The following is a 23,325-nucleotide window of genomic DNA, read 5'->3' as shown; positions in this document are numbered from 1 at the left end:
GGTACGCGCAAACCTCATGCACCGGCGACGCACCGATCGGCTTCTCGACCCGCCACCAGACAAACCCAGAAACCAAATCCAGATGGCCTTCCAATGGCCGCAAATTTAAACTGGACAGTAGTGGGCCTGTCCCGAGCATCTGCAACGGATTGATTTCACGATACGTGGATAGGTCCTCGGGACAGGCCCGAGGATGATGCCGAGCGTGGGAAGACCGCTCGCAATCACTCTCAGCCGTTGTGTCATACGGCCGAGAGTGACGACATTTGCGGAACGAGCAGACCTCTGATCGAAGGGCCAATTTCCCGCGAAGCAGACGCGTCGTTAACGGTTGTCGTGTCTAGCCCGGGATGAGAGAGCGGCGTCCACAGCCCGTCTCCCCGTCAGTATTTGTGGATTGCTCTTCGATTTCCTACATATAGGATGTTGGGGTGTTGCGTGGTCGCGTGGCCCGTGGATTGTGGTTCAGCGATGCGGTAACGCCTTGAATGTGCATATGGTCCTAGGTACCGTCGCCCGACGGCAGGGAGTGAAGGAATGTCCGGCTTTCAAAGGCTGAATATCGTGCGGAAGACAGGGTTCGTTGCCGGTGTGGCGGCGCTTGCGATGATTGCCGTTTCTTTCAGCGGCGGTCCGCTGGTGGCCGCAAGCTGCCGTACCGACGCCATGGCCGGCATCGACTGGCGCGAATGCAACAAGCGTCTGCTGATGCTGGGTGGCAGCAATCTCGATTCGGCAATGCTTTACGGCACGGATTTCACCTATACCGACCTGCGCGGTTCGTCGCTGAAGGGCGCCAATCTCGAGAAGGCCAAGCTTATCCGCACGGCCCTTGGTGAGGCGAACCTGCAGGGCGCCAATTTGACCAAGGTGGAAGCCTATCGCAGCGATTTCTCCGCCGCCGACGCCACCAACGCCAAATTCGTCAATGCTGAAATGCAGCGGACCAAATTCGAAAACACCAAGCTGGACGGCACGGATTTCACCAAGGCTGAACTCGGCCGCGCCGATTTCGAGGGCGCGACACTGAACGGCTCGAAATTCTCCCTGACCAATCTGTCGCGGGCCCGTTTCGGCGGCGCCAAGCTCGGCGGCCCGGTGGATTTCACCAGCGCATTCCTGCTGCTGACGAGGATCGAAGGGCTCGATCTTTCCATGGCCACCGGCCTTGATCAGAAGCAGATCGACATTGCCTGCGGCGACGCCAAGACCAAATTGCCGAACGGCCTCACCGCGCCGGCCTCCTGGCCGTGCCCGGAAGATCCGGACGACGACTGACAGGAATAGCCGCGCGGTCTTGCGCTCGGCCCAAACATTTCCATAAGCGGAAGAGAAGCGTCCGCGATGCGGACGCCTCACCTTTGATCAGAAGCCCGAAAGCACGATCTTGCCCTTGGCCCTGTTGCTCTCGATCAGCGCATGCGCCTTGATGAGATTTGCGGCATTGATGGTGCCGAAAACCTCGGTCAGCGTCGTCTTGATCTTGCCGGCATCGACCAGTTCCGCCACGTGGTTGAGCAGCCTGTGCTGTTCGATCATGTCAGGCGTCTGAAAAACCGCGCGGGCGAACATCATTTCCCAATGGATCGAGATGCATTTGCGCTTGAAAGCCATGACGTCGAAACCGCCGGCCGGATCGTCGATCAGCGCGAAACGACCCTGCGGCGCAATGGTCGCCACGCTGTCGGCGGCATGAATGTCGCTGTGGGTGGTGGAGAAGACAAAGCCCGGCGCACCGAGCCCGAGCGCCTCCACCTGCGGGGCGATCGGCTTGCTGTGATCGATGACGTGATGCGCGCCGAGTTCCTTCACCCACGCAATCGTCTCGGGCCGTGAAGCGGTGGCAATGACGGTGAGATCGGTCAGCGCCCGCAGAAGCTGGACGGCGATGGAGCCGACGCCGCCCGCGCCGCCGATGACCAGAATGGCGTTGGCCGCGCCCGGAACCGGCTCCTTCACCCGCAGCCGGTCGAACAGCGTCTCGTAAGCGGTGATGGCGGTGAGCGGCAGCGCGGCGGCTTCCTCGAAATTCAGGGACTTCGGCTTTGCGCCGACAATGCGCTCGTCCACGAGATGGAACTCGCTGTTGGAGCCGGGGCGGTTGATGACACCGGCGTAAAACACCTCGTCGCCCGGCTTGAACAGCGAGACCTTGTCGCCGACGGCCTTTACCACGCCCGCCGCATCGAAGCCGAGCACGCGGGGTTCGCCGTTTTCCGGCGACTGATTGCGGCGCACCTTGGTATCGACGGGGTTCACCGAAACGGCCTTCACTTCCACCAGAATATCGTGCCCCTTCGCTTCCGGCTGGGGCAGGTCGATATCGACGAGGGCGTCTTTCGCGGTGATGGGCTGGCTGGTCCTGTAACCGATGGCGCGCATGAACAGTCTCCTTTGCTTGTTTGCGTGCCTCTTACTTGATACATATGAACATCGATCGCAAGAATGCACATTTTGTGATGATACATACAAAAAGGATACTGGGATGTCGCGACCGCGCGCCAAGCTCACCGGCAACTTTCCCGGCTGCCCGGTGGAGTCGGCTTTAAGTTTCCTCGATGGCAAATGGAAGGGCGTGATCCTGTATCACCTCATCAATGAGGGCACGCTGCGCTTCAACGAGCTGCGCCGCCATATTCCGAGTGTCACCCAGCGCATGCTGACCAAGCAGCTGCGCGAACTGGAAGAGGCCGGCCTGATTTCCCGCACCGTCTTCCCGGTGGTGCCGCCGCGCGTGGACTATGCGCTGACACCGCTCGGCGAGACGATGATACCGGTGATTTCGGCGCTAAAAAGCTGGGGCGACGCGCATGTCGTGTGCAGGAACGGCGCGAAATTTACCCGCCTTCCCGAGGCGAAGGAAAAGGCCGCCTGAAAAATCACAGGTAAAAGCGCACCCCTCCGTGCGCCTTTTTCATGGTGCGATGCAACATGTATTTGCCCCGATTGATGCATAATGCTGCGATCTCGATTCGCAGCAGGGACATCAGGACACATGAGCATCGGTTGGTTGGAGGCCGCATTTCTCGGCTTTTTGCAAGGGCTTACGGAATTTCTTCCGATTTCTTCAAGCGCGCATCTGAGGATCGCCGGGGAGTTCCTGCCCTCCGGCGCGGATCCGGGAGCCGCCTTCACCGCGATTACGCAGATCGGCACCGAAGCGGCCGTGCTGGTTTATTTCTGGTCGGATATCATGCGCATTGCCATCGCCTGGCTCCGGCAGAACTTTCGCCTTGGCGAGTATAACAAGGCCGATGCCCGGCTCGGCTGGCTCATCATCATCGGTTCCGTGCCGATCGTCCTTCTTGGCCTGATCTTCAAGGATGCCATCGAGCACTCGCTGCGTAACCTTTACATCACCGCCGTGATGCTGATCGTCTTCGGCATCGTTCTCGGCGTTGCCGATAAAATCGGTGAGAAGCGTTACAAGCTGAACCAGCTCATTTGGCGAGACGGCATCCTGTTCGGTTTCGCGCAGGCCATGGCGCTTATCCCCGGCGTTTCGCGCTCGGGCGGCACCATCAGCGCCGGCCTGCTTTTAGGCTATACCCGCGAGGCGGCCGCACGTTATTCCTTCCTGCTCGCCGTTCCCGCCGTCTTCGGTTCCGGTTTTTACCAGCTCTTCAAGAGCATCGGCGAAGACAATCCGGTAGGCTGGGGCCCGACGGGGCTCGCAACCCTGATCGCCTTCGTCGTCGGTTATGCCGTGATCGTCGTCTTCCTCAAACTGGTCTCCACCAAGAGCTACATGCCCTTCGTCTGGTACCGCGTGGTCATTGGCGTTATTCTTTTGGGGCTGCTGGGAACGGGCGTGATCAACGCGGGTGGGTGATTAGGGCTTTGTCGATTGAAACGACGCTTTTGGCAAAGTTGCATCATTCGCACTCCGTCACCCCGGACTTGATCCGGGGTCCAGCGCGATCAAGTCTTTGATCGCAATAGACTCTTTCACGGCGCAGACGCGCCGTGGCTGGATGCCGGATCAAGTCCGGCGTGACGGAGGAAAAATTATTCTGTGCCCTAAAAAGTTGAAGGCCCGCTCTTCCGAGCGGGCCTTTCGTCTTTTAGAGCAACGTACCGCTGAGGATCACCAGCGCCACCGAGAAGTAGATGATGAGCCCGCTGACATCCACCAGCGTCGCGACGAAGGGGGCCGATGCGCTGGCCGGATCGAGCCGCAGGCGTTGCAGCACGAAGGGCAGCATGGAACCGGCGAGCGAACCGAAGGTGACGATGCCGACGAGCGCCGCGAAAACGGTGGCGCCCACCAGCAGCCAGTGCTCGCCATAGTCATAAAAGCCGGCCTGCTGCCAGAGGCTCAGGCGCAGGAAGCCGATGGCGCCCAGAATGCAGCCGAGCGTCAGGCCCGTCGGGATTTCCCGCAGCAGCACCCGCCACCAGTCGGAAAGCTTGAGTTCGCCGAGCGCCAGCGCCCGGATGATGAGCGAGGTGGCCTGCGAACCGGAGTTGCCGCCCGACGACATGATGAGCGGAATGAACAGCGTCAGCACCACGGCCTTTTCCAGTTCGCCCTCGAAATGCTGCATGGCGCTGGCCGTCAGCATTTCACCGAGGAAGAGTGCTGCGAGCCAGCCGGCGCGCTTGCGGATCATGTCCGGAAAGCCGATCGTCATATAGGGCTTGCCGAGCGCTTCCATACCGCCGAACTTGTGGGCGTCTTCCGTCGTGTCGGCGATCATGGTGTCGATCACGTCATCGACGGTGACGATGCCGAGGATATGCGAACGGTCATCGACGACGGGAAGCGCCAGAAGATCGTGCTTGCGGATCAGCCGGGCGACATCCTCCTGCGACATCAGGGGGCTGGCGCAGACGATGCCTTCCTTCGATGCGACGGAGAGGATGGAGGCGCCGGCTTCGCCGGTCAGCAGGCGACGCAGCGTCACGACGGTGGAAAGCGTTCCGTCCTCAGCCAGCACATAGATGGCATAGACCGTTTCACGCGACCGCTCGACGACGCGGATGTGCGAAAGGGTCTGTTCCACCGTCCAATTGTCCGGCACGCTGACGAATTCCGTGGTCATGATCGAGCCGGCGGTACGCGGCGGATAACCCATCAGGTGCTGGATGGAGAGCGCCGTCGTTCGGTCCAGCCGGGAAAACAGCTTTGCGCGCGGCTCTTCGGCCATTTCCGCCATGACGTCGGCCACGCGGTCGTCGGACATCAGGTTGACGAGGCGGGCGGCCTGTTCGACCGGAATATCGGCGATGATGGCGGCTGCGCCATGCAGTTCCGGCCGGTCGAGAATGGCGACGGCCTTTGCCTGCGGCATGGCGAGGAGGGCGGTTACGGCCTCGGCGACATCCAGCGTGTTGAGGTGCTCGACGCGTTCGGCAATGGTGGTGGAGGAACCGGCGTTTCCGCTACGAAGAAGACGTGCGGCCTTGCTGGCCCTCTGGGAGAGGTTGTGGAAGTTCATGATTGCTCACCTTTCCGTCGATTCGCCGATCACGGCGAACGCGGTGGTGAGCCGACAGCGGTCGGATCAGTTCACGTTCGCCGGTCTCGGCAAAGGCAATCGACTGCTACTGTCGCTAGACATCCAATGATGCTCCGTTGAAATCCGCGCCGTGCCGGTCGGCATGCGCGTAAGGCCGTGTTGCGCCTGAAACCGAAAAGAGTCAAGCACCCGATTGTGAAATTTCCGTAAGCTGCGATAGGGCCGGCTCAGGCCGCCTTTTCGCGCCGTTCGACGGTGACGGAAACAAGGAAAACGCCAAGCCCGAGAAGGGAAAGAACCGCGCCGACATAACCAGTGGAGGCGTAACCGAAACCCATGGCGATGACGAGGCCGCCGAGCCAGGCGCCGAGCGCATTGGCGATGTTGAAGGCGGAATGGTTGGAGGCGGCGGCCAGCGTCTGCGCATCCTGCGCCACATCCATCAGCCGCGTCTGCACGGCCGGACAGGCGGCGAAACCGCAGCCGATCAGGAAGACGCAGAGGCAGAGCATGAAAGGATTGTCCGCCGTCATGCCGAACACGGTCATGACAAGCACGTTGAAGGCGAGCATGCCGCCAATCGTGCCATTGAGCGAGATATCGGCCAGCCGCGAGCCGACCACATTGCCGACATTCATGCCGATGCCGAACAGCGCCAGCACCATGGAGACGGTGGAAACCGGCATCATCGCCACATCGGTGGTGGTCTTGGCGATATAGCTGAAGACCGAGAACATGCCGCCGAAGCCGACAGCGGCGATGGCGAGCGTCAGCCACACCTGCACGCGGCGGAAAGCGCCGAGTTCGCGCCACACGCTGGCGCCTTCCTCCACCCTGTCACGCGGCTGGAAGAACCAGAGCAGAGCCACCGTCAAAAGCGCGATGCCGCCGACCAGCATGAAGGCCGCGCGCCAGGAAAGCAGCTGGCCGAAGAAGGTGGCGAGCGGCGTGCCGAGCAGGGTGGCGATGGTGAGGCCGAGCATGACGCGGCCAACGGCGCGGGCGCGCTTGTGGATCGGCGCCATGGAGGCCGCCACCAGCGCCGCAACCCCGAAATAAGCCCCATGCGGCAGGCCGGTGATGAAGCGCAGAACGGTGAAGCTCAGGAAATCCGGCGCGACGGCGCTCAAGATATTACCGGCCGCAAAAAGCCCCATCAGGCCGAGAAGCAGGGTGCGGCGCGTCATGCGCGCGGCGAGAACCGCGATGATCGGCGCGCCGATGACGACGCCGAGCGCATAGGCCGTGATGACATAACCCGCCTGCGGAACGGTGACGCCATAGGTGGTGGCGACGTCCGGAAGGAGGCCCATGATGGCGAATTCGCCGGTGCCGATGCCGAAGCCGCCGGCGGAAAGCGCCAGTTCGATGAGCGCGATGGCAAGCGGGGAGAGGGCCACGGCAGGAGCGTCCGTGTAAACGGTTTCATTCTCCGCGCCAGGGCGGGCTTCGGACATATTCGACTGGCTCATCGTGACCTGAAAAGCGGGAAGGGCCCACAGAAAAAAGGGCAAGACCGTATGGGAGCGGTCTGCCCTGACTGGAGATGCGCGGTCATGAAAATGACCTTAAGTGATCCCTAACATGAAATGATGCGTTGCGGTAGAGCGATTCTCGGCAAAAGAGCATCTTCACGCGATGGTGTTCGGAACCCTATATAGGGTCAGGCATTTACGCGCGGCTGCCTCAATGGATCGGGTTGGAAACATGAAGCTCATTGCAATTTTCAATCGTGACGGCGGCACGTTTCGCACCACCGACATGGAGGCCTATTGCGACCATGCCCGCGAGGTCTTCACCCGCGCCGGCCACGCCATCGATTGCCGTCTGGTCTCCGGAAAGGATATCGTTGAGGAAATGGAGCGCGCCGCCGATGAGCCGGGCATTGAAGGCATCATTGCCGGCGGCGGTGACGGCACGATTTCCGCAGCAGCCGCCATCGCCTGGAAACACGGCATCGCGCTCGGCATCGTTCCGGCCGGCACCATGAACCTCTTCGCCCGCTCGCTGAAGCTGCCGCTCGATATTCGCCAGGTGCTGGAGACGCTGGCGAATGGCGAGATTGCCAGTGTCGACATCGCAAGCGCCAATGGCCGCCTCTTCGTCCACCAGTTTTCCGCGGGCCTGCATTCGCGCATGGTGCGCTATCGCAACAATCTCGCTTTTGCCTCCCGCCTCGGCAAGATCAAGGCAAGCATCCGCGCCGCCATCAACGTCATCCTCAATCCGCCGGTCTTCGAAGTGGAATATACCGTCAACGGCGAAACGCAGCATCGCAAGGTCTCGGCCATTTCCGTCTCCAACAATGAATTCGGCCAGAGCTCGCTGCTGGTGGCGGATAATGTCTCGGGCGGCCATCTCGGCTTTTATCTCACCGATCCGTTGCGTCCTTCCGGTGTCGCGAAGCTCGCTTTCGACATTCTGCGCGGCAGGCTGAAGGAAAACGCCGCCGTGACCGCCATGACGGTGACGGATGTGGAACTGCATTTTCCGAAGAGACGCCATGACCTGCGCTGCGTCATCGATGGCGAATTGCTGCCGATGGAGCGGGATGTGGCGCTCGAAGTCCATGCCGGCGAATTGAAGGTGCTGGTGGGTCGGTCGTTCTTCGCATAGCGTGACCGCCTTTGGGCGGTTGCCGCTTGTTTCTTCTCCCCGAGGGGGAGAAGTCCGCGGCAGCGGGATGAGGGGGCAAGCTCTCGGTTTATCTCTGCTGTCGCCCCCTCATCCGACCCTTCGGGCCACCTTCTCCCCGGCGGGGAGAAGAAACCCAGCCGCACCCGCTCGTCCAAGCCGCCCCCTAAAAAACGCCAGCCTTGCCAAATCGAAGCCGCCCGGCCATGTTCGGCGGGCGCGGTGGCGTGAGCGCCGCTACCTTTATGGGAGTGCGATCTGTCATGAATGAAATCTCCAAGCCGATGTCCAATCTCGCCGCCATCGATGCCGCTCATCACCTCCACCCCTTTTCCGACATGGGCAAGCTCAACGCCGCCGGCACCCGCATCATCGAGCGCGCCGAAGGGGTGTTCATCTATGACAGCACCGGCAAGAAATATCTCGACGCCTTTGCCGGGCTCTGGTGCGTGAATATCGGTTACGGACGCCGCGAGATCGCCGATGTCGTGCAGCGCCAGATGAACGAACTGCCCTATTACAACGCGTTTTTCGGCACCACCACGCCGCCTGCGACGCTGCTGGCGCAGAAGATCGCCTCGCGCGCCGGGCCGAAGATGAACCATGTCTTCTTCACCAATTCCGGTTCGGAAGCGACCGATACCTGGTTCCGCATGGCGCGCGTTTATTGGAAGGCGCTCGGCCATCCGACGAAGACCAGGGTAATCGCAAGACGCAACGGATATCACGGCTCGACGGTGGCGGGCGCTTCGCTCGGCGGCATGAAATGGATGCATGAGCAGGGCAACCTGCCGATCGAGGGCGTCGCCCATATCGGCCAGCCCTATTGGTATGCCGAGGGCGGCGATCTTTCACCGGCCGAATTCGGACTGAAGGTGGCGCGCGAACTGGAAGCGAAGATCGATGAACTCGGCGAAGAGAATGTCGCCGCTTTCGTGGCCGAACCCATTCAGGGCGCCGGCGGTGTCATCGTGCCGCCGGAAACCTACTGGCCGGAAATCGCCCGCATCTGCAAGGCGCGCAACATCCTGCTCGTCTCCGATGAGGTGATCTGCGGTTTCGGCCGTCTCGGCTCCTGGTTCGGTTACCAGCATTTCGGCGTGGAGCCGGATTTTGCGCCCGTCGCCAAGGGCCTGTCTTCCGGTTACCTGCCGATTGGCGGCGTCATCGTCTCGGATCGTGTGGCGGAGGTGATGTTGTCCGAGGTCGGTGACTTCAACCACGGTTTCACCTATTCCGGCCATCCCGTCTGCGCCGCCGCCGCCCTGGAAAACCTCCGCATCATCGAGGAGGAGGGACTGGTGGAACGGGTACGCGACGATATCGGCCCTTATTTCTCCGAGGGCTGGAAAAGCCTGACGGATCACGAACTGGTCGGCGAGGTGGTGAACGTCGGCTTGATGGGCGGCCTTCAGATTACCGCCGACAAGGCGACGCGCCGGCGTTTCGCCAAGCCGGACGACATCGGAACCGCCGTGCGCAACCATTGCTTGGCAAACGGCCTCGTCATGCGCGCCACTGGCGACCGCATGCTGGCCTCACCGGCACTGACGATCAGCCGCTCGGAGGTGGATGAGATCATAGAAACGCTGCGCAAGGGGCTCGACCACCTGCGCGATACGCGGGAGCATTTCCAGTAAATCGGCGTAGCGGTTTTACGTCCGGAAAATGCGACGAAAAACTCTTAGGGAGGACTAACATGGCAGGACAGGAACATCATTACGCCGTTCAGGTGAAATGGACGGGCAATCGCGGCAAGGGAACGTCGGGCTATCGCGACTATGAACGCGACTACACGATTTCCACGGCGGGAAAGGCTGACATCGCCGGCTCCTCCGACCCCGCCTTTCGTGGCGATCCCTCCCGCTGGAACCCGGAAGACCTGCTGGTCGCCTCGCTCTCGGCCTGCCACAAGCTGTGGTACCTGCATTTCTGCTCGGTCAACGGCATCATCGTTGAAGACTATGTCGACAATGCCGAAGGCACGCTGGTGATGGAAAAGGATGGCGCGGGGCAATTCAGCGAAGTGGTGCTGAAGCCGGTCATCACCATTTCAAAGGGGGATGCCGCCCGGGCGGATGAGCTGCACCATGATGCACACGAGAAATGCTTCATCGCACGCTCGGTGAATTTTCCGGTGCGGGTGGAGGGGACGGTGAAGGTGGTTTGAGGCTCACGCCAGTCGTAGACCGAGATGATCGGCCATCGGCTGAAAGTCTCGGTCATTTTGCAACAGCTTGTGCCCGTGCTCGATACAGTAGGTACCGATAATGAGGTCGTTGCTTTTTCTGATCGTATAGCCGCGCTCCCGCAGGAAGCTGTAACTGGCGGCGGCCTTGATGGCGAGCTGGGGCGACATCATCGCGACGCAGGGAAATTCGCCCAGCATCTGCTCAAGTCGGCGCGCATGATGACCGTCACGCGCGCCTCTAAGCACCTCAAGAAGAATGATATCGCCGATCAGAATTTCGCCCTGCGCCATTAAGGCGCGAAACTTGGCGGATAGGGTAGGCGCGTCTTTTCGAATAAATGAAATCCAGGCAGAGCTATCTGCTACGATCATTTGGCGTTCTTCACATCCCAGTCCGTCTCAGCATCCCAATCCGTCCGCATCTCGTCCAGATCACCTTCCCAGCCCATGCCCTCCAACGCATCGAGGGCGCGCATCTGACGATGAATGCGCACCAGATCGCGCAACGCCTTTTCCACCGTTGCCTTTTTTGTCGAAAGGCCGGTGATTTCCATCGCCTCGGCGAGCAAGGCGTCATCGAGTTCAATGTTGGTGCGCATCGAAAACTCCTTGGTGTATCGATTTTCGAAACAATACACCAAGGACGCTTTCCGCGATATCTGTTTTTACTGGAACGCCGTCTCGTAAAAGCTTCGAAGCTTGCGCGAATGCAGCGTTTCGGTGGGCATGGCGGCGAGCTTCTGCACGGCGCGGATGCCGATCTGCAGATGCTGGGCGACCTGGCTGCGGTAAAACTCCGTCGCCATCCCCGGAAGTTTCAGTTCGCCATGCAGCGGCTTGTCGGAGACGCAGAGCAGGGTGCCGTAGGGCACGCGGAAGCGGAAGCCGTTGGCGGCGATGGTGGCCGATTCCATGTCGAGTGCTATGGCGCGCGACTGCGACAGGCGCTTGACGGGACCTGCCTGATCGCGAAGCTCCCAGTTGCGGTTGTCGATGGTGGCGACGGTGCCGGTGCGCATGATGCGCTTCAGCTCGAAGCCTTCGTAGCCGGTAACTTCCGCAACGGCGCCTTCCAGCGCCAGCTGCACTTCGGCAAGCGCCGGGATCGGCACCCAGACCGGCAGGTCGTCATCCAGAACGTGGTCCTCACGCACATAGGCGTGCGCCAGAACATAATCGCCAAGCCGCTGGCTGTTGCGCAGGCCAGCGCAGTGGCCAACCATCAGCCAGGCATGCGGGCGCAGCACGGCGATGTGGTCGGTGATCGTCTTGGCGTTGGAGGGGCCGACGCCGATATTGACCAGCGTGATGCCGGCATGGCCCTTCTTCTTCAGGTGATAGGCGGGCATCTGCGGCAGGCGCGCGAGCACGGCATCCGTTTCCGGCTTGTCGCAACCGGCGGGGGTGACGATATTGCCCGGCTCCACGAAAGCCGTGTAACCCTCGCCGCCATTCTTCATCAACTGACGCGCCCATGCGGCGAATTCATCGATATAGAACTGGTAGTTGGTGAACAGCACGAAGTTCTGGAAATGGTTGGCGCTCGTCGCCGTATAGTGGCTGAGGCGCGCTAGCGAATAATCGATGCGCTGCGCGGTAAAGGGGGCGAGCGGCGCGGGTTCGCCGGGTACCTGATCATATTCGCCATTGGCGATGAGATCGTCGGTATTGTTGAGGTCTGGCGTATCGAACAGATCGCGCAGCGGCACGTCGGACAGTGAGGAGGCCGCCGCCGCCTCGACATAGGCGCCTTCGCCGAAAGCGAAATGCAGCGGAATGGGCGTGGCCGATTCCGAAACCGTGACCGGAACGCCGTGGTTCTTCATTAGAAGCCCCAGCTGTTCCTTAAGGTAATGGCGGAAAAGCTCCGGCCGGGTGATGGTCGTCGTGTAAACGCCGGGGGCGGTGACATGGCCGTAGGAGAGACGCGAATCGACATGGCCGAAGGTGGCGGTCTCAAGGCTCACCTGCGGATAGCAGGCGCGGTAGCGCCCGGCAATCGGCGCGCCCTTGGCAAGCTCGGTAAAGGAATTGATCAGGAACGCCGTATTGCGTTCGTAAAGCGCGGTCAAAGCCGCCACAGCTTCTTTCGGGTCCGTGAAGGACTGCGGCGCGAAAGGCTCGGGGCTGATGAAGGTGAGGGGCGGAATCGTTCGTTTTGCTATTGTCATGGCCCATTATAAGAGGCCAATTTCGACAGGCAAGCGACAGAAATACGAAGAAACTGAAAAGAAACGCAAAAAGGGCAGTTCGAATAACGGCGGGTCGGCGGAAAATTTCAGCCGAGCGCGCCGCGCTGCAGGCTCATCAAAAGCACGAAGCCGGCGCCCTTGGAGGCGGGGCGGGGATCGGCCTTCTAAACCGCAAGTCCGGCGACCGGACCGAGAAAGATCGAGGCCATCAGCACCAGCCGCAGCGCGGAAAACAGGCCGTTGGAAAAACTTGTCGTCATCGGCCTGTCCTCACAACACGACGGGGCAATTGGCGGCGGGCGAGGGGCTGTGCTGGCAGGCGATCGCCGCGCCTGCATTCACCCGCTGGAAACTGCGGTTCGGATTAACGACGAGCGAGGCGAAGGACATGGCGAAGATCGCCATGAGAAACGCGAAGATTGCCAGTCGGCTGATCAGCTTTGCCATGTCCATTCCCCTTATTGGAGTTGATGGACAGAGTTTTGCCACACTCGGACTGAACGGACCCTGAGACCCCGGTTCATATGGCATTCAGGGATGTTAACAGGCGGTGACATGGCAGATTGATGCCGCAATGGCGCCGGGCATCTCGCGGGCCACCCGATTTTCGATCAGGACAGAGGGGCTTCCGCACGTGCAGCAAGATCGGTCAGCAGGGTCTCGAATGCCTGAGGCTGCGTCACATCGACAACCGGCACGCGGTGCTCCCGCGCGGATGCCAGCATGTCCGTATTTTCCCGCAACGAACGCTCGATAAAGGCGTCGATGATCCGCCGCTTCTCAGCCGCTGCATCTTCATAGCGGGCGTGAGAGCGCATTCTCTCGAGAAGAAAATCATTGCCGGCGTGGAGAAAGACACCGGCGACCTCGCCGCCAAGCAGGGGCGAGATGAATTCCGGCCGCAGCGCCGCGCCCTCGAAGATCGTGGGAGTGCCGGTGCCGGACCTGCTGTCGATCATCGTGCGGATCAGCGGCCAGATGTTCTGATGATGTATCTTCAGGAACCAGTGGATTGTTTCCGCCGAGAGCCGCGCGTAATATTCTTCCACCGGTGCCGGAATGCCCGGCCATGGCCTGCCCGGATGGCGGGCGAGACTGTCGGTCGATATTGCCTCGCAGCGCAGCCTTTCGCTCAGCAGGCCGGCAAGGGTGCTTTTGCCGACATGCGAGGTGCCCGCAAAGGATTGTCGAAAGGGTGGGGCGCATGCGTCGCTCTCGTTGGTGTTGGGCGCAACGATACATCAACGGATATATGGCTTCCATGCGGCGTGCGCCCGCAGTCTCGGGCAAAATCCTTGGCAGCGCACCGTCCCGTCAGGCGCGGGACCGCAGGCGGCAGGACAGAAGCCCGCCCGCCGCCCTGTCGATTACAGCCGCGTCCAGGTCTGCGATTTGCACAGAACCTTCAGCACGCAGCCCTTCATGCTCAGCGAGTTGCCGGAAACGGTGCCGGAGCCGCTATAGGTCTTGTCATTGGCGGGATCGGTGATTTCACCCGAATAGCTGTTTCCCTTGCCGGAAAGCTTGCCGATCTGTTTTCCGGCGTGTTTGCCGGTCTTCAGCGTCACGCAGAAGGCGCCGCCGCAGGGGCCGATCACGGCGGTTTCGCCACTGGCGGTCTTCCAGTTGCCTTCGATTGCCTCGGCGGCGAAGGCAAGGTTGCCGCTCAGCATGAGGGCGGCGGCAATCGTCATTATACGCTTCATAAAATTCCTCCCGAAATGCGCGCAGGCTTTCTCGAGCCGGCGGCCCAAAGACGTAATGCGCAGATCAAACCCTTTTGGCGTGCGAATGCGCCATCTCTGGCCCAAGCCGCCTGCGGCGCAACGATTGCTCCTTGCACCGCGTTATCCTGTGCCCGTTTCATCCTCATGACGGGCAGGACGGATAGTATTTGACGTTCACGTAAAAGGAAACAGAAATTTGCGGCCCCGGCGCGGCATTTGCAGCGGCGGGAGGAGCGAAAGAGGGAGAATTGGAAAATCGCTGTTTTGATCGTGGTGAAGGAAGGGTTTAAATCCAATTCTAAACTTTTCGTAAAATTCGCCGCAAAGTCCTTAATTTCCGCGGCTCGTGATATTTAACGAAAACCCAATTTTACCAATCGTTTGCAGTTTGTTTGCGGCCCATTAATCATGCCTTTTAAGCGACCGTTGAAGGCCCCGTGGCATAGTGAACTCATCAAAAGCGCAGGGAAAACCTGCCGGACGAAAGGACAAAAAAGCCGCAAAAGACGGCAGGTCCGGACGATGGCCTCGACAAGAAGGCGAATGATGAAACAGGCAGAAGGACAGGGATTAAAACAATGGCACGCTTTGAAATTCGCGATATCGAAATGGCTGCCGGTGGCGAAACCCGCGCCGACACTCTTTGCAATCTCGGCCTGGTCTATGCGACCGGCCGGGGCTGCAAGGTGGACCTGATCGCCGCCCATAAATGGCTCAACATCGCCGCGATCCGCGGATCGGAAAGAGCCGCTTCGCTGCGCGCCGATCTCGCCCGCAACATGACCAAATCGGAACTGGCCGAAGCGCTGCGCGCCGCCCGCGACTGGATGACGATGCACTGATCGACCCAGCCATTATTGAGATTGCCGGCCCGGTTCCCTCCAGTCCCGATGACCGGCGCAAACGAAAGTAAACCCGAAGGGGAACGCGGCGAGGGCCCTGAAAAGGGCTTTTGCGCTGACACATCAAACCGCGACCGGCAGGAACAAGGCCGGCGCGGTTTTCTTATGTTTGGCGATGTCGCTTCGCCGGAAAACGATTCGCGGGCAGGGGCTTGCGGGCGGATGTTGAATCGCATTCGCATCATCCTGTGATGAGGATGAAACCGCTACGGCAGGCATGACAGGTGCGGTTTTCGAATCGCTTCCTTCTTCCGTCATGCCGGACCTGATCCGGCATCCAGCCACGCCGCGTCTGCGGCGTGAAAGGGTCTTTCGCGATCAAGGACTTGATCGCGCTGGATTCCGGCTCAAGGCCGGAATGACGGCACTCGATATCAGCCGATCGCCTTGAGGACCTTCGGCAGCGCCTCCTCGAAAAGATCGAGCTTGTCACCCGGCCCCACGCTCACGCGAATGCAGCGGTTGAGCGGGGCGACGCCCGGCATGCGGATGAAGACGCCATGTTCCATCAGCCCATCGACGATGGCGCGGGCATAAGCCCCGTCGAGGTGGCAATCGATGGTGACGAAATTGGTGGCGGAGGGGAGCGGGGAAAGGCCGTTATTGCGCGCGATTGCCGAAATGCGCTCACGGGCGTCAGAAATTTTACCAACGACTTCACGCAGATAGGCCTGATCCTTCAGGGCCGCCAAAGCGCCGGCGACCGAAATGCGCGCCATGCCGAAATGGTTGCGAATCTTGTCGAAGGCTTCGGCATTGCCAAGCGTGCCGATAGCGTAACCCACGCGCGCCCCAGCCAGCCCATAGGCTTTCGAGAAGGTGCGCATGCGCAGGATGTTCGGTTGGCCGATCAGCGCATCGATGGCCGGAACGGCGCTCGCAGGCGCGGTTTCGCAATAGGCCTCATCCAGAATGAGCAGGCAGGTTTCCGGCAACGCGCGGGCAAAGGCGATCACTTCGCTCGCTTCCCACCAGCTTCCCATCGGATTGTCGGGATTGGCGAAATAAACGAGCGGCGCATTTTCCCGGATGACGAGATCGAGAAGCCCGTCAAGGTCTTCGTGATCGTCGACATAGGGCGTGGTCACGAGTTTCCCGCCGAAACCGTTCACATGGTAATTGAAGGTGGGATAGCCGCCCAGGGATGTTACGACAGGCGTGCCCGGCTCGACGATCAGCCGCGCGATCTCACCCAGCAGCCCATCGACGCCGCTGCCGATGGCGATATTGCCTCGTGCAACGCCATGGTGGATGGCAAGCGCTTCCTTCAGCTCATAATTTTCCGGATCGCTGTACATCCAGGTCTCGGCCGTCGCATCGCGCATGGCCAGAAGCACGGAAGGGGCGGGGCCGAAGCCGCTCTCATTGGCGCCGATACGCGCTTCAACCTTCAGGCCGCGGTTGCGCTCGATGGCTTCGGGGCCGACGAAGGGAACGGTTGAGGGAAGCGAAGCGGCAAGCGGCGTGAGGCGGGAAAAGGCTGACATTGGCTGAGAGTTCCGGTACCTGTGTGTTTAAAACCCGGCTCACAATAGGTGCAAAAAAACCGGACGCAAGGCGCAGCCGGTTGCAGCACGACTGTTTTGGAGCAGAATTTTACGTCCCGGCGAGGAGACGGAAAAGCCATCGGCCTGTCATGTCAGGATCACGCGTTGGTCTCGAAGCTCAGGCGTCGCACATGGTGCAGGAACTCCGCATCGATCAGCATATTGAAGCCGATCGTCACTTTTTCCTCTTCGCGGCGGATCAGCGTGCAGCCGATCTCGTCGCGGATACCGAGAATTTCCAGATAGAAATTGGCCGGCATTTCCAGATCGGGACTGACATCCAGTTCCGCGCCGTAAAGGGAAATGGTCCGCACCAGGCAGCGCATGGTGTCCTTGGCGCTGAGATGATGCCCGATGAAGGTGATCTTGCCGGGCCGGTCGATCTGAAATTTCTCGTACATTTCGTCCTGGGGGACGTTCTGACGGGGATCCATATGCAAAGCCATGACAACCTCCCGGATTGCCTCTTTTGATGCCGATTTTAACGCCGGTTCCTTGCCAGGGCATGAAGGAAATCCGCGCAATTGTCTGTTCTGTGTCTCGATCTCGACCAATCTTCCCTTCGGAAGCCGATGTTTCCGCTATGGAAATGCATTCGGCCCCATCCGGTTGCAGCCTGTGCTGATACTGCGTCACGCTTGCACGGGGCTGGTGTTGACTGGGGCCGTACTTGGCGTTACGCCTGAACCTTGCAATATCGCATCGCGGGACCCGGCAGGACCGGCGCTTCGTGATTCTTCTGGGAGTGGACTGTGACGGGAAGGCTGGTAATCGTCGGGGCGGGGCAGGCCGCTTTCGCGCTGGCGTCGAAGCTTCGGGCGCTGAAGGATGAGCGCCCCATCACCATCATCGGCTCCGAGGATGCCTATCCCTATCAGCGGCCGCCGCTCTCCAAAAAATACCTTCTCGGCGAGATGAGCTTCGACCGGCTGATGTTCCGGCCGGAGGAATGGTACGCCGAAAACAATGTCGATATCCGGCTTTCCACCTGGGTCGAGGAGATAGACCGAGCCGCCAAATTCCTGCGCATGCAGGACGGCAGCACGCTTTCCTATGACAGGCTGGTGCTGGCGACCGGGGCTGCTCCCCGCCTGCTGCCCGCCAGCATTGGCGGCGATCTGGAAGGCGTTCTGACCGTTCGCGACAAGCGCGATGCCGACCGGCTTATGGAGGAGATGAAGCCGGGCCGCAGGCTGCTGGTGATCGGCGGCGGTTATATCGGTCTAGAAGCAGCCGCCGTCGCGCGCAAGCTCGGCCTCGAAGTGACCTTGATCGAAATGGCCGACCGCATTCTCCAGCGTGTGGCGGCGAAGGAAACCGCCGATATCATGCGCGGCATCCACCAGGCCCACGGCGTTTCCATTCGCGAAAAGACCGGCCTTGTGCGCCTTGTCGGCATGGACGGCCGGGTGGCCGCCGCCGAACTCTCCGACGGCTCGACGCTGGATGTGGACTTTGTGATTGTCGGCATCGGCGTGACGCCGAATGATCGCCTCGCCCGCGAATCGGGCCTTGATGTCGGCAATGGCATCGTGGTGGACGACCACACCCGCACCTCCGACAACGCCATTCATGCGGTGGGCGATTGCGCGCTGCTGCCGTGGCGCGGCCAGCATGTGCGTCTCGAATCGGTACAGAACGCAGTCGATCAGGCCGAGGCGGCCGCTGCCGTGCTTACCGGGGCTGAAGCCGCCTATGATCCGAAGCCATGGTTCTGGTCGGATCAATATGACGCCAAGCTGCAGATTGCCGGCTTCAACCTGGGTTACGACGAGACGATGCTGAGGCAGGGCGCGCGTGAGAGCAGCTGGTCCGTATGGTATTTCCGCGACGGTCGATTCGTGGCGGTGGATGCCGTCAACGATGCCAAGGCCTATGTCGCGGGCAAGAAATTGCTCGAGACCGGCGCGGAGCCGGATCGCGCCATCCTGGCGGATGCTTCCGCCGATCTGAAATTACTGCTTTCCTGAGGACGTCATGCCTGCTCCCGAAAACCGTTTTAAAACCGCCATCCATGCCGGCAAGCCGCAGATCGGCCTCTGGCTCGATATGGGCGAGGCGATCACGGCGGAAATCGCCGGTACGGCGGGGTTCGACTGGCTGGTGATCGACGGCGAGCATGGGCCGAACGATCTGCGCAGCATCATCGATCAGCTGCGCGCCCTTGCCACATCGCCTGCCGAACCGGTGGTGCGCGTGCCGGTCGGCGAAAGCTGGATGATCAAGCAGCTTCTGGATGCGGGTGCGCGCACGCTTCTGGTGCCGATGGTCGATTCGGCTGACCAGGCGAAGGATCTGGTCAGCGCCATGCACTATCCGCCGCGCGGCATTCGCGGCATGGGTGCTGCCGTTGCCCGCGCTTCCGCCTTCAACACGATAACCGACTATGCCGACAGCGCCTCGGACAGCGTCTGCCTGCTGGTGCAGGCCGAAACGCGCGCGGCGATCAACGATCTCGACAATATTCTTGCGGTGGAGGGCGTGGACGGCGTCTTCATCGGCCCGGCGGATCTGGCTGCCGATATGGGCTATCTCGGCAGGATAGACGAGCCGGAAGTGCAGGCGGTGATCGAGGCGGCCATCGTCAAGATCGTCAAGGCGGGCAAGGCCGCCGGCATTCTCACCTTCAACGAAACCTATAATCGCCGCTATCTTGAACTCGGCGCGTCCTTCGTGGCCGTCGGCGCGGATGTGACGGAATTCGCCAGTACCCTGCGTGCGCTGTCGGCCCGTTACAAGGGCGGAGCAGCGCCTGCACCATCACGGTCTGGCTATTAATTCAGTCGTCGTTGCTGGCGTTCAGCTTTTCCGGCGGAATGCCTTCTTCGCCGGAGGCGAGATAACCGCTATTGATAAGGGCGGCGCGAATGATGCGCTGGATGGCCTCATCCCTTTCGACGCCATGATCCCTCGCAAAATCCGACAGAGCCGCTTCAATATCGTCGGTGAATTGCATATCCGCCCCCATTCATCACATTTCAAACCAGTAAGAAAAGGCAAGGCAGGATAGACCCGCCTTGCCTCAATTTTAATTCGGTCAGGCGATCAGCGCCAGCGATAAAGGCTGCTGTTCGACGAGTTCTGCTGCGTGCCCGCGCCAACTGCATAACCGATGGCAAAACCGAGTGCGCCAACGATCGTCAGCAGGGAAGTCGCCGTTCCGGGATTTTCCTTGACGGCTTCCACGACATTCTGGCCCTGGGCGCGGACATTATGCGCGGCCTTGCGCACGCGCCCGCGCGCCTCATCCAGAAATTCGGACGCATCCTCGCTCACACCTTCCGCGCGGGCGGAGACGGATTTGGAGAGGGACGAGATCTGCGAACGCAACTCCGCAATCTGGTTTTCGATCGTGTCTTCGACAACATTCAGTTTGGTCTGAGCCATTAGAACACCTCTTTTGTTACCGAAGGCAGAACGTGCCGACCTGCAAGAAGTTCCCGAAAGGCCCGCAAAGTTTCGCAGGAAGATGTTCAGCCAACAGGTTTTTGTGCTTCTTGGCGAAAAAGCCTTGCAATCATTTTTTTTACGCAATAATCAGGCCGCACCGGAGAGGTGGCCGAGTGGTCGAAGGCGCTCCCCTGCTAAGGGAGTATACGTCAAAAGCGTATCGTGGGTTCGAATCCCATCCTCTCCGCCATAAACCAATGAAATCAATGGTTTATGGCCAGTTTTATCCCCCTGTCATAACTTAGAATGTTTTGAATGGTCCTGTTTACTGGCCTTTTGTCCGGCAGGGCGGGCAGCTTTGAGGCCGTCAGGCCCATATCCTTGATATTCTCGAAGGCGCTTTCCTGTCTACCAACGATTCCTTTTGCCGCTACGCGGCAGGCTACCCGCCCGCTCTGGCGGTAAAGTTCATTGTGGTTTTGCCGATCCTGTGCGACATTGCGGGAAATCTTCTTTGCTCATTTCGCTCTTCTTTTCTGTGGCCCGTCTCGCTTTCATCAGCGCGGCGGGTTTTCTTTTGCGTAAACGAAGAAAAGCCCCACGGCGTCAACCGTAGGGCTTTGGTCAGGCAGCCTTATATAGCGCCTTCAGTTCTTCCAAGTCTTCAGCAAGCATGGCGCTGTAAGCCGTTGCCGCCGCTTCCGCCAGACATTTGGCGAATGGCGAGTTTCGCACCCATTGGAGCGTTGACTGTCCTTCTTTCGGCTTGACGTGGGCCACAGCAAAACCGTGTTCATGATCATGCGTCAACACAACATCGCGGATCGTCATTTGCATATCGGGCAAGAAGAATTGAACCTTTGCCAGCTTGCGGAAACCCGTTTCACGGTCATGGCCCTTACTGATAGGCTCAATGCTGATAGTCTTTACCTTCACGGTGTTCCTCCTTCTGCTGTGAACGTGATGAAAGCTCCTTTCTGGTCTGGCTTCATCATTTTGACGTTGTAAGAGCGCCCGGAACGCTTCTCCCGGATGCTCCATGTTGTGTTGACGGCCTTAATGGCGGGCTGCTGACGGACAGTGATTTCCACCGTTGAAACGCCTCGCGGTACGTTGTTCAAGACCATTTCATCGCCGCTACGAACCTCGATCCTGCCCGACGTGGTGAAGATCGTGGTGACGGGACCGGCTCCGGGGATCACGCCCCCGAAACCGTCATTGCCGTCCGTCTTCCGCCGAAATTCGAAAATTCCGCGTAAGTCGCCGCCTCCCGTCATTGCTGCACCTCCGATGCCTGGGCATTTTGTGCCACGCCTAGCGCCGCCATGTTCAACGGCTGCATGTAGGTATCGCCGCCCGGAACCTTCGACATGTTCTCGAAGCCACGGATTTCATCAACGGACAGGAAGCCCGCCTCGCGGCCCACGCGGTAAGCCTCATAGCGGGTAGCCAGATCGCCACGGAGAAGCCCGGACAAATCATGTTCGATGTAATGCGTCTTGCGAGCCTCAGGCGAAAGCAGGGTCGCGTTAAGCACCGACTCGATACGCTTGGCCCAAGGGGCAAGGACTCGATTGACCAGAGCGCGGGATTCGCTTTCGATGTTGCTATAAGTGGCGTCCGCCGTGATTCCGACCGCAGACGGAGGCACGCCATATACGCGAGCAATATCGAGGTTCGACAGGTTCCGGCTTTCAAGGAATTCCGAGTCCTTCGCGCTAAACTGGAACGTCTTAAAGTCCGCTCCGCCATCCAGCACCATGACTTCGTTCGCCTTAAGCTGGCCCACGAAGCGCTCCTTGAACTTCTTGATAGCGTCATCCTTGCCCGCGCCGCCAAGCTTGTCAGGGAACACCAGAGCGCCAGCGGGACGGAAACTGTTCTCAGCCGCCGCGCCTGCCTGATCCTGTTGAGAGATGGCAAGGCCGAACGTGGCGCTTGCAATCTGGATTGGCGAAAGACCCAATACGCCGTCAGCCGTGCGGTAGCGGATGTGCAGGATTTCGTCCTGAGTGTAGATATCGGTGCCGCCGTTCGCCGTCGCCACCTTGTAACGCAACCGGCCCGACATCAGCCGCTCCACCGTGACACTCGGAGTCTTGAACGGATGAAGGGCAACGATCTGGCTGCGGCCATTGCGCTCAATGCGGGCGTAGGCGTTGCCATACATTAATGCGGAGACAAGTAGCCATTCCCGGCCCTCAAACGCGGTCAGGAGCGGCGAGAACGAGTCTTGCAGCACGCTGTAGAGTGCATGTTCTGAAGCCGACACACGCCCGCCGTCCGCCTCTCTGCGGTACACCTTCAGCGGCACAGACGAAAGCTGCTCCGCGATAAGCTGGATGCACCTATGAGCCACGGCATGGCCGCTCGCTTTCTCAATGTCGGCCCGTGCCTGCCAGCGAGCGCCAAGGAACTCGCCAAGATACGGGTCGCTGGACGATACGGCCCGAGTCTCTTTCGATTTAAACGGCCACATGCGCGCCTCCTTCCAGTTCAAGAATGCGAATACGGCGCTCGGCGTCCGTCATGGGCTTGCGAGACCGGACCGAAACCGACGTGCCGTCATAGGCTGGAAACGCCTGAACCACGCTGATTTCGCGAAGATCGATAGCCTTGAGCGTGCGCAGTTCCCCGGCCCACTCATCACCGCCGTCGGGGACATTGAAGCCGAAGGACATGCCGCCCACGTCACCACGGGCCGCCAGTGCTGCGATATCTCGACCAAGCTGCGTGTCGGGCAGTTCCAGTTCGAACCGAAGCCCACGGGCGTCCTCTGCGAGGACTAGGCTGCCCGACTTGGTACGAGCCAACACCTTGCCGGGGTCATGATCGACAAGCCCGAGCACGTCAGGGTTGCTCCGAAGGCTGTCCGCGAAAGCACCGGCCCGGATCGTCTCCCGGAAATCGGCAATGCGGGTTTCGGTGCCGAACGTGGCGACGTAGCCCGTGAGCTTGCGCCCGGAGGCCGTTACGTCGGTAGCTGCGCGTTTTTCGATGGTCAAAACGATACCTCCCTGAATGGTGCGACAAGGGCGTTGACCCCGAATGCGATGGCTTGAGGAACCCTCTCTGCGGCAGCTTCGCGATATGCGAACCAGTGGCCGACTAGGAGAAGGGCTGCGTGTTTCACGGAGTCTTCCGTCAGCTTGTCGGCAGTAACGCCGATTGACGAAAGGTAGGACTCCGCTGCGTTGGTTAGGCCGGTCAGATACGCATCGTCAGAGTCATAGTCGACTCTGACGTGCGTCTTGACTTCGGCCAAAGTGACCGCTGCCAT

At 60.3% G+C, this 23,325-nt stretch carries 27 protein-coding genes, 1 tRNA gene and 1 pseudogene; 10 read left to right on the top strand and 19 right to left on the bottom strand.

Annotated features, from left to right (window positions below; genetic code table 11):
* Positions 1 to 537 precede the first annotated feature (537 nt).
* The gene (locus tag PH605_RS22885) at positions 538 to 1,278 is read left to right on the top strand and encodes a pentapeptide repeat-containing protein (protein ID WP_020808663.1); all 741 of its coding nucleotides are present in this window, start codon (positions 538 to 540) and stop codon (positions 1,276 to 1,278) included.
* 87 nt (positions 1,279 to 1,365) lie between these two features.
* Here the strand turns inward: PH605_RS22885 and PH605_RS22880 are convergent, their stop codons facing one another.
* Positions 1,366 to 2,382 carry a zinc-binding alcohol dehydrogenase family protein gene (locus tag PH605_RS22880; protein ID WP_142846236.1) on the bottom strand — a complete coding sequence of 339 codons (1,017 nt, stop codon included), beginning with the start codon at positions 2,380 to 2,382 and terminating at the stop codon, positions 1,366 to 1,368.
* Between the two features lie 103 nt (positions 2,383 to 2,485).
* On the opposite strand from PH605_RS22880, the gene PH605_RS22875 reads away from it, so the two are divergent.
* A complete protein-coding gene (locus PH605_RS22875; protein ID WP_142846238.1) occupies positions 2,486 to 2,875 on the top strand; it encodes a winged helix-turn-helix transcriptional regulator in 390 nt (129 codons plus the stop codon).
* Between the two features lie 120 nt (positions 2,876 to 2,995).
* A complete protein-coding gene (locus PH605_RS22870) occupies positions 2,996 to 3,832 on the top strand; it encodes an undecaprenyl-diphosphate phosphatase (RefSeq protein ID WP_065654153.1) in 837 nt (278 codons plus the stop codon).
* A 232-nt stretch (positions 3,833 to 4,064) separates the two neighbouring features.
* On the opposite strand, the gene mgtE is transcribed toward PH605_RS22870, so the two are convergent.
* Positions 4,065 to 5,441 (bottom strand): magnesium transporter, encoded by a 1,377-nt coding sequence (mgtE, locus tag PH605_RS22865; RefSeq protein WP_065654152.1) that lies wholly within the window; start codon positions 5,439 to 5,441, stop codon positions 4,065 to 4,067.
* Between the two features lie 248 nt (positions 5,442 to 5,689).
* Positions 5,690 to 6,934: an MFS transporter gene (locus PH605_RS22860; RefSeq protein WP_142846240.1), complete on the bottom strand. Its 1,245-nt coding sequence runs from the start codon at positions 6,932 to 6,934 to the stop codon at positions 5,690 to 5,692.
* 235 nt (positions 6,935 to 7,169) lie between these two features.
* Between PH605_RS22860 and PH605_RS22855 the strand changes: the two genes are divergently transcribed.
* The 3 genes from PH605_RS22855 (at position 7,170) to PH605_RS22845 (ending at position 10,266) form a co-directional block, all read left to right on the top strand.
* A complete protein-coding gene (locus tag PH605_RS22855; protein WP_142846242.1) occupies positions 7,170 to 8,078 on the top strand; it encodes a diacylglycerol/lipid kinase family protein in 909 nt (302 codons plus the stop codon).
* Between the two features lie 281 nt (positions 8,079 to 8,359).
* On the top strand, positions 8,360 to 9,736 hold the full coding sequence (locus tag PH605_RS22850; RefSeq protein WP_161987994.1) for an aspartate aminotransferase family protein: 1,377 nt from the start codon (positions 8,360 to 8,362) through the stop codon (positions 9,734 to 9,736).
* A gap of 59 nt (positions 9,737 to 9,795) precedes the next feature.
* Complete coding sequence (locus tag PH605_RS22845; protein WP_142846245.1) at positions 9,796 to 10,266, top strand: OsmC family protein; 471 nt, start codon at positions 9,796 to 9,798, stop codon at positions 10,264 to 10,266.
* Between the two features lie 3 nt (positions 10,267 to 10,269).
* On the opposite strand, the gene vapC is transcribed toward PH605_RS22845, so the two are convergent.
* The 6 genes and pseudogenes from vapC to PH605_RS22815 form a co-directional block, all read right to left on the bottom strand.
* Complete coding sequence (vapC, locus tag PH605_RS22840; RefSeq protein ID WP_142846247.1) at positions 10,270 to 10,659, bottom strand: type II toxin-antitoxin system VapC family toxin; 390 nt, start codon at positions 10,657 to 10,659, stop codon at positions 10,270 to 10,272.
* A complete protein-coding gene (locus tag PH605_RS22835; RefSeq protein WP_003524105.1) occupies positions 10,656 to 10,886 on the bottom strand; it encodes a type II toxin-antitoxin system VapB family antitoxin in 231 nt (76 codons plus the stop codon). Before PH605_RS22835 ends, vapC begins: the two co-directional genes overlap by 4 nt.
* A gap of 66 nt (positions 10,887 to 10,952) precedes the next feature.
* On the bottom strand, positions 10,953 to 12,458 hold the full coding sequence (gene amn, locus PH605_RS22830; RefSeq protein ID WP_142846249.1) for an AMP nucleosidase: 1,506 nt from the start codon (positions 12,456 to 12,458) through the stop codon (positions 10,953 to 10,955).
* 291 nt (positions 12,459 to 12,749) lie between these two features.
* Complete coding sequence (locus PH605_RS22825; protein ID WP_020809511.1) at positions 12,750 to 12,932, bottom strand: hypothetical protein; 183 nt, start codon at positions 12,930 to 12,932, stop codon at positions 12,750 to 12,752.
* A 158-nt stretch (positions 12,933 to 13,090) separates the two neighbouring features.
* A pseudogene (locus PH605_RS22820) lies at positions 13,091 to 13,685 on the bottom strand (hypothetical protein).
* A 161-nt stretch (positions 13,686 to 13,846) separates the two neighbouring features.
* Entirely contained in the window at positions 13,847 to 14,185 is a 339-nt protein-coding gene (locus PH605_RS22815; RefSeq protein WP_003524108.1) for a DUF2147 domain-containing protein, read from the bottom strand.
* 599 nt (positions 14,186 to 14,784) lie between these two features.
* On the opposite strand from PH605_RS22815, the gene PH605_RS22810 reads away from it, so the two are divergent.
* A complete protein-coding gene (locus tag PH605_RS22810) occupies positions 14,785 to 15,048 on the top strand; it encodes an SEL1-like repeat protein (protein ID WP_003524109.1) in 264 nt (87 codons plus the stop codon).
* A gap of 123 nt (positions 15,049 to 15,171) precedes the next feature.
* Here the strand turns inward: PH605_RS22810 and PH605_RS22805 are convergent, their stop codons facing one another.
* From PH605_RS22805 to PH605_RS22795, 3 genes are all read right to left on the bottom strand, one after another.
* A complete protein-coding gene (locus tag PH605_RS22805) occupies positions 15,172 to 15,366 on the bottom strand; it encodes a hypothetical protein (RefSeq protein ID WP_161987995.1) in 195 nt (64 codons plus the stop codon).
* A 116-nt stretch (positions 15,367 to 15,482) separates the two neighbouring features.
* Positions 15,483 to 16,595 (bottom strand): pyridoxal phosphate-dependent aminotransferase, encoded by a 1,113-nt coding sequence (locus PH605_RS22800; protein ID WP_142846251.1) that lies wholly within the window; start codon positions 16,593 to 16,595, stop codon positions 15,483 to 15,485.
* 158 nt (positions 16,596 to 16,753) lie between these two features.
* A complete protein-coding gene (locus PH605_RS22795; RefSeq protein ID WP_035240153.1) occupies positions 16,754 to 17,101 on the bottom strand; it encodes a hypothetical protein in 348 nt (115 codons plus the stop codon).
* A gap of 306 nt (positions 17,102 to 17,407) precedes the next feature.
* Here PH605_RS22795 and PH605_RS22790 point away from each other — a divergent pair, with 306 nt between their 5' ends.
* Both PH605_RS22790 and PH605_RS22785 read left to right on the top strand, forming a co-directional pair.
* Positions 17,408 to 18,625 carry an NAD(P)/FAD-dependent oxidoreductase gene (locus PH605_RS22790; RefSeq protein WP_142846253.1) on the top strand — a complete coding sequence of 406 codons (1,218 nt, stop codon included), beginning with the start codon at positions 17,408 to 17,410 and terminating at the stop codon, positions 18,623 to 18,625.
* 7 nt (positions 18,626 to 18,632) lie between these two features.
* Positions 18,633 to 19,433, top strand: coding sequence for an aldolase/citrate lyase family protein (locus tag PH605_RS22785; RefSeq protein ID WP_127758296.1), 801 nt, complete (start codon positions 18,633 to 18,635; stop codon positions 19,431 to 19,433).
* A gap of 1 nt (position 19,434) precedes the next feature.
* Here PH605_RS22785 and PH605_RS22780 read toward each other — a convergent pair whose 3' ends face one another.
* The gene (locus PH605_RS22780; RefSeq protein ID WP_162856870.1) at positions 19,435 to 19,611 is read right to left on the bottom strand and encodes a hypothetical protein; all 177 of its coding nucleotides are present in this window, start codon (positions 19,609 to 19,611) and stop codon (positions 19,435 to 19,437) included.
* 89 nt (positions 19,612 to 19,700) lie between these two features.
* Positions 19,701 to 20,042 carry a hypothetical protein gene (locus PH605_RS22775; RefSeq protein WP_142846255.1) on the bottom strand — a complete coding sequence of 114 codons (342 nt, stop codon included), beginning with the start codon at positions 20,040 to 20,042 and terminating at the stop codon, positions 19,701 to 19,703.
* 162 nt (positions 20,043 to 20,204) lie between these two features.
* On the opposite strand from PH605_RS22775, the gene PH605_RS22770 reads away from it, so the two are divergent.
* A tRNA-Ser gene (locus PH605_RS22770) sits at positions 20,205 to 20,295 on the top strand.
* Positions 20,296 to 20,669: 374 nt separating this feature from the next.
* Here the strand turns inward: PH605_RS22770 and PH605_RS22765 are convergent.
* From PH605_RS22765 to PH605_RS25415, 5 genes are read right to left on the bottom strand one after another with little or no spacing between them, the layout of a single operon-like run.
* Positions 20,670 to 20,981, bottom strand: a complete 312-nt coding sequence (locus tag PH605_RS22765) for a hypothetical protein (RefSeq protein ID WP_142846257.1) — start codon at positions 20,979 to 20,981, stop codon at positions 20,670 to 20,672.
* Positions 20,978 to 21,322: a phage head completion protein gene (locus PH605_RS22760; protein ID WP_142846259.1), complete on the bottom strand. Its 345-nt coding sequence runs from the start codon at positions 21,320 to 21,322 to the stop codon at positions 20,978 to 20,980. The genes PH605_RS22765 and PH605_RS22760 overlap by 4 nt, the downstream gene beginning before the upstream one ends.
* A complete protein-coding gene (locus tag PH605_RS22755; RefSeq protein ID WP_142846261.1) occupies positions 21,319 to 22,524 on the bottom strand; it encodes a phage portal protein in 1,206 nt (401 codons plus the stop codon). Before PH605_RS22755 ends, PH605_RS22760 begins: the two co-directional genes overlap by 4 nt.
* Positions 22,511 to 23,050: an HK97 family phage prohead protease gene (locus tag PH605_RS22750; protein WP_237680958.1), complete on the bottom strand. Its 540-nt coding sequence runs from the start codon at positions 23,048 to 23,050 to the stop codon at positions 22,511 to 22,513. The genes PH605_RS22755 and PH605_RS22750 overlap by 14 nt, the downstream gene beginning before the upstream one ends.
* Positions 23,047 to 23,325, bottom strand: coding sequence for a head-tail connector protein (locus tag PH605_RS25415; protein ID WP_142846263.1), 279 nt, complete (start codon positions 23,323 to 23,325; stop codon positions 23,047 to 23,049). Before PH605_RS25415 ends, PH605_RS22750 begins: the two co-directional genes overlap by 4 nt.

This window comes from Agrobacterium sp. CFBP 3001 (genome assembly GCF_027871605.1).
Taxonomy (GTDB): domain Bacteria; phylum Pseudomonadota; class Alphaproteobacteria; order Rhizobiales; family Rhizobiaceae; genus Agrobacterium; species Agrobacterium leguminum.
Note: the sequence above shows the minus strand (reverse complement) of the source record. Positions and strands in the feature narration are given on the sequence as shown.

Coding starts and splice junctions, on each gene's coding strand:
- PH605_RS22885 (WP_020808663.1), top strand. CDS start 538: ATGTCCGGCTTTCAAAGGCTGAATATCGTGCGGAAGACAGGGTTCGTT.
- PH605_RS22880 (WP_142846236.1), bottom strand. CDS start 2,382: ATGCGCGCCATCGGTTACAGGACCAGCCAGCCCATCACCGCGAAAGAC.
- PH605_RS22875 (WP_142846238.1), top strand. CDS start 2,486: ATGTCGCGACCGCGCGCCAAGCTCACCGGCAACTTTCCCGGCTGCCCG.
- PH605_RS22870 (WP_065654153.1), top strand. CDS start 2,996: ATGAGCATCGGTTGGTTGGAGGCCGCATTTCTCGGCTTTTTGCAAGGG.
- mgtE (WP_065654152.1), bottom strand. CDS start 5,441: ATGAACTTCCACAACCTCTCCCAGAGGGCCAGCAAGGCCGCACGTCTT.
- PH605_RS22860 (WP_142846240.1), bottom strand. CDS start 6,934: ATGAGCCAGTCGAATATGTCCGAAGCCCGCCCTGGCGCGGAGAATGAA.
- PH605_RS22855 (WP_142846242.1), top strand. CDS start 7,170: ATGAAGCTCATTGCAATTTTCAATCGTGACGGCGGCACGTTTCGCACC.
- PH605_RS22850 (WP_161987994.1), top strand. CDS start 8,360: ATGAATGAAATCTCCAAGCCGATGTCCAATCTCGCCGCCATCGATGCC.
- PH605_RS22845 (WP_142846245.1), top strand. CDS start 9,796: ATGGCAGGACAGGAACATCATTACGCCGTTCAGGTGAAATGGACGGGC.
- vapC (WP_142846247.1), bottom strand. CDS start 10,659: ATGATCGTAGCAGATAGCTCTGCCTGGATTTCATTTATTCGAAAAGAC.
- PH605_RS22835 (WP_003524105.1), bottom strand. CDS start 10,886: ATGCGCACCAACATTGAACTCGATGACGCCTTGCTCGCCGAGGCGATG.
- amn (WP_142846249.1), bottom strand. CDS start 12,458: ATGACAATAGCAAAACGAACGATTCCGCCCCTCACCTTCATCAGCCCC.
- PH605_RS22825 (WP_020809511.1), bottom strand. CDS start 12,932: ATGGACATGGCAAAGCTGATCAGCCGACTGGCAATCTTCGCGTTTCTC.
- PH605_RS22815 (WP_003524108.1), bottom strand. CDS start 14,185: ATGAAGCGTATAATGACGATTGCCGCCGCCCTCATGCTGAGCGGCAAC.
- PH605_RS22810 (WP_003524109.1), top strand. CDS start 14,785: ATGGCACGCTTTGAAATTCGCGATATCGAAATGGCTGCCGGTGGCGAA.
- PH605_RS22805 (WP_161987995.1), bottom strand. CDS start 15,366: ATGACGGAAGAAGGAAGCGATTCGAAAACCGCACCTGTCATGCCTGCC.
- PH605_RS22800 (WP_142846251.1), bottom strand. CDS start 16,595: ATGTCAGCCTTTTCCCGCCTCACGCCGCTTGCCGCTTCGCTTCCCTCA.
- PH605_RS22795 (WP_035240153.1), bottom strand. CDS start 17,101: ATGGCTTTGCATATGGATCCCCGTCAGAACGTCCCCCAGGACGAAATG.
- PH605_RS22785 (WP_127758296.1), top strand. CDS start 18,633: ATGCCTGCTCCCGAAAACCGTTTTAAAACCGCCATCCATGCCGGCAAG.
- PH605_RS22780 (WP_162856870.1), bottom strand. CDS start 19,611: ATGCAATTCACCGACGATATTGAAGCGGCTCTGTCGGATTTTGCGAGG.
- PH605_RS22775 (WP_142846255.1), bottom strand. CDS start 20,042: ATGGCTCAGACCAAACTGAATGTTGTCGAAGACACGATCGAAAACCAG.
- PH605_RS22760 (WP_142846259.1), bottom strand. CDS start 21,322: ATGACGGGAGGCGGCGACTTACGCGGAATTTTCGAATTTCGGCGGAAG.
- PH605_RS22755 (WP_142846261.1), bottom strand. CDS start 22,524: ATGTGGCCGTTTAAATCGAAAGAGACTCGGGCCGTATCGTCCAGCGAC.
- PH605_RS25415 (WP_142846263.1), bottom strand. CDS start 23,325: ATGGCAGCGGTCACTTTGGCCGAAGTCAAGACGCACGTCAGAGTCGAC.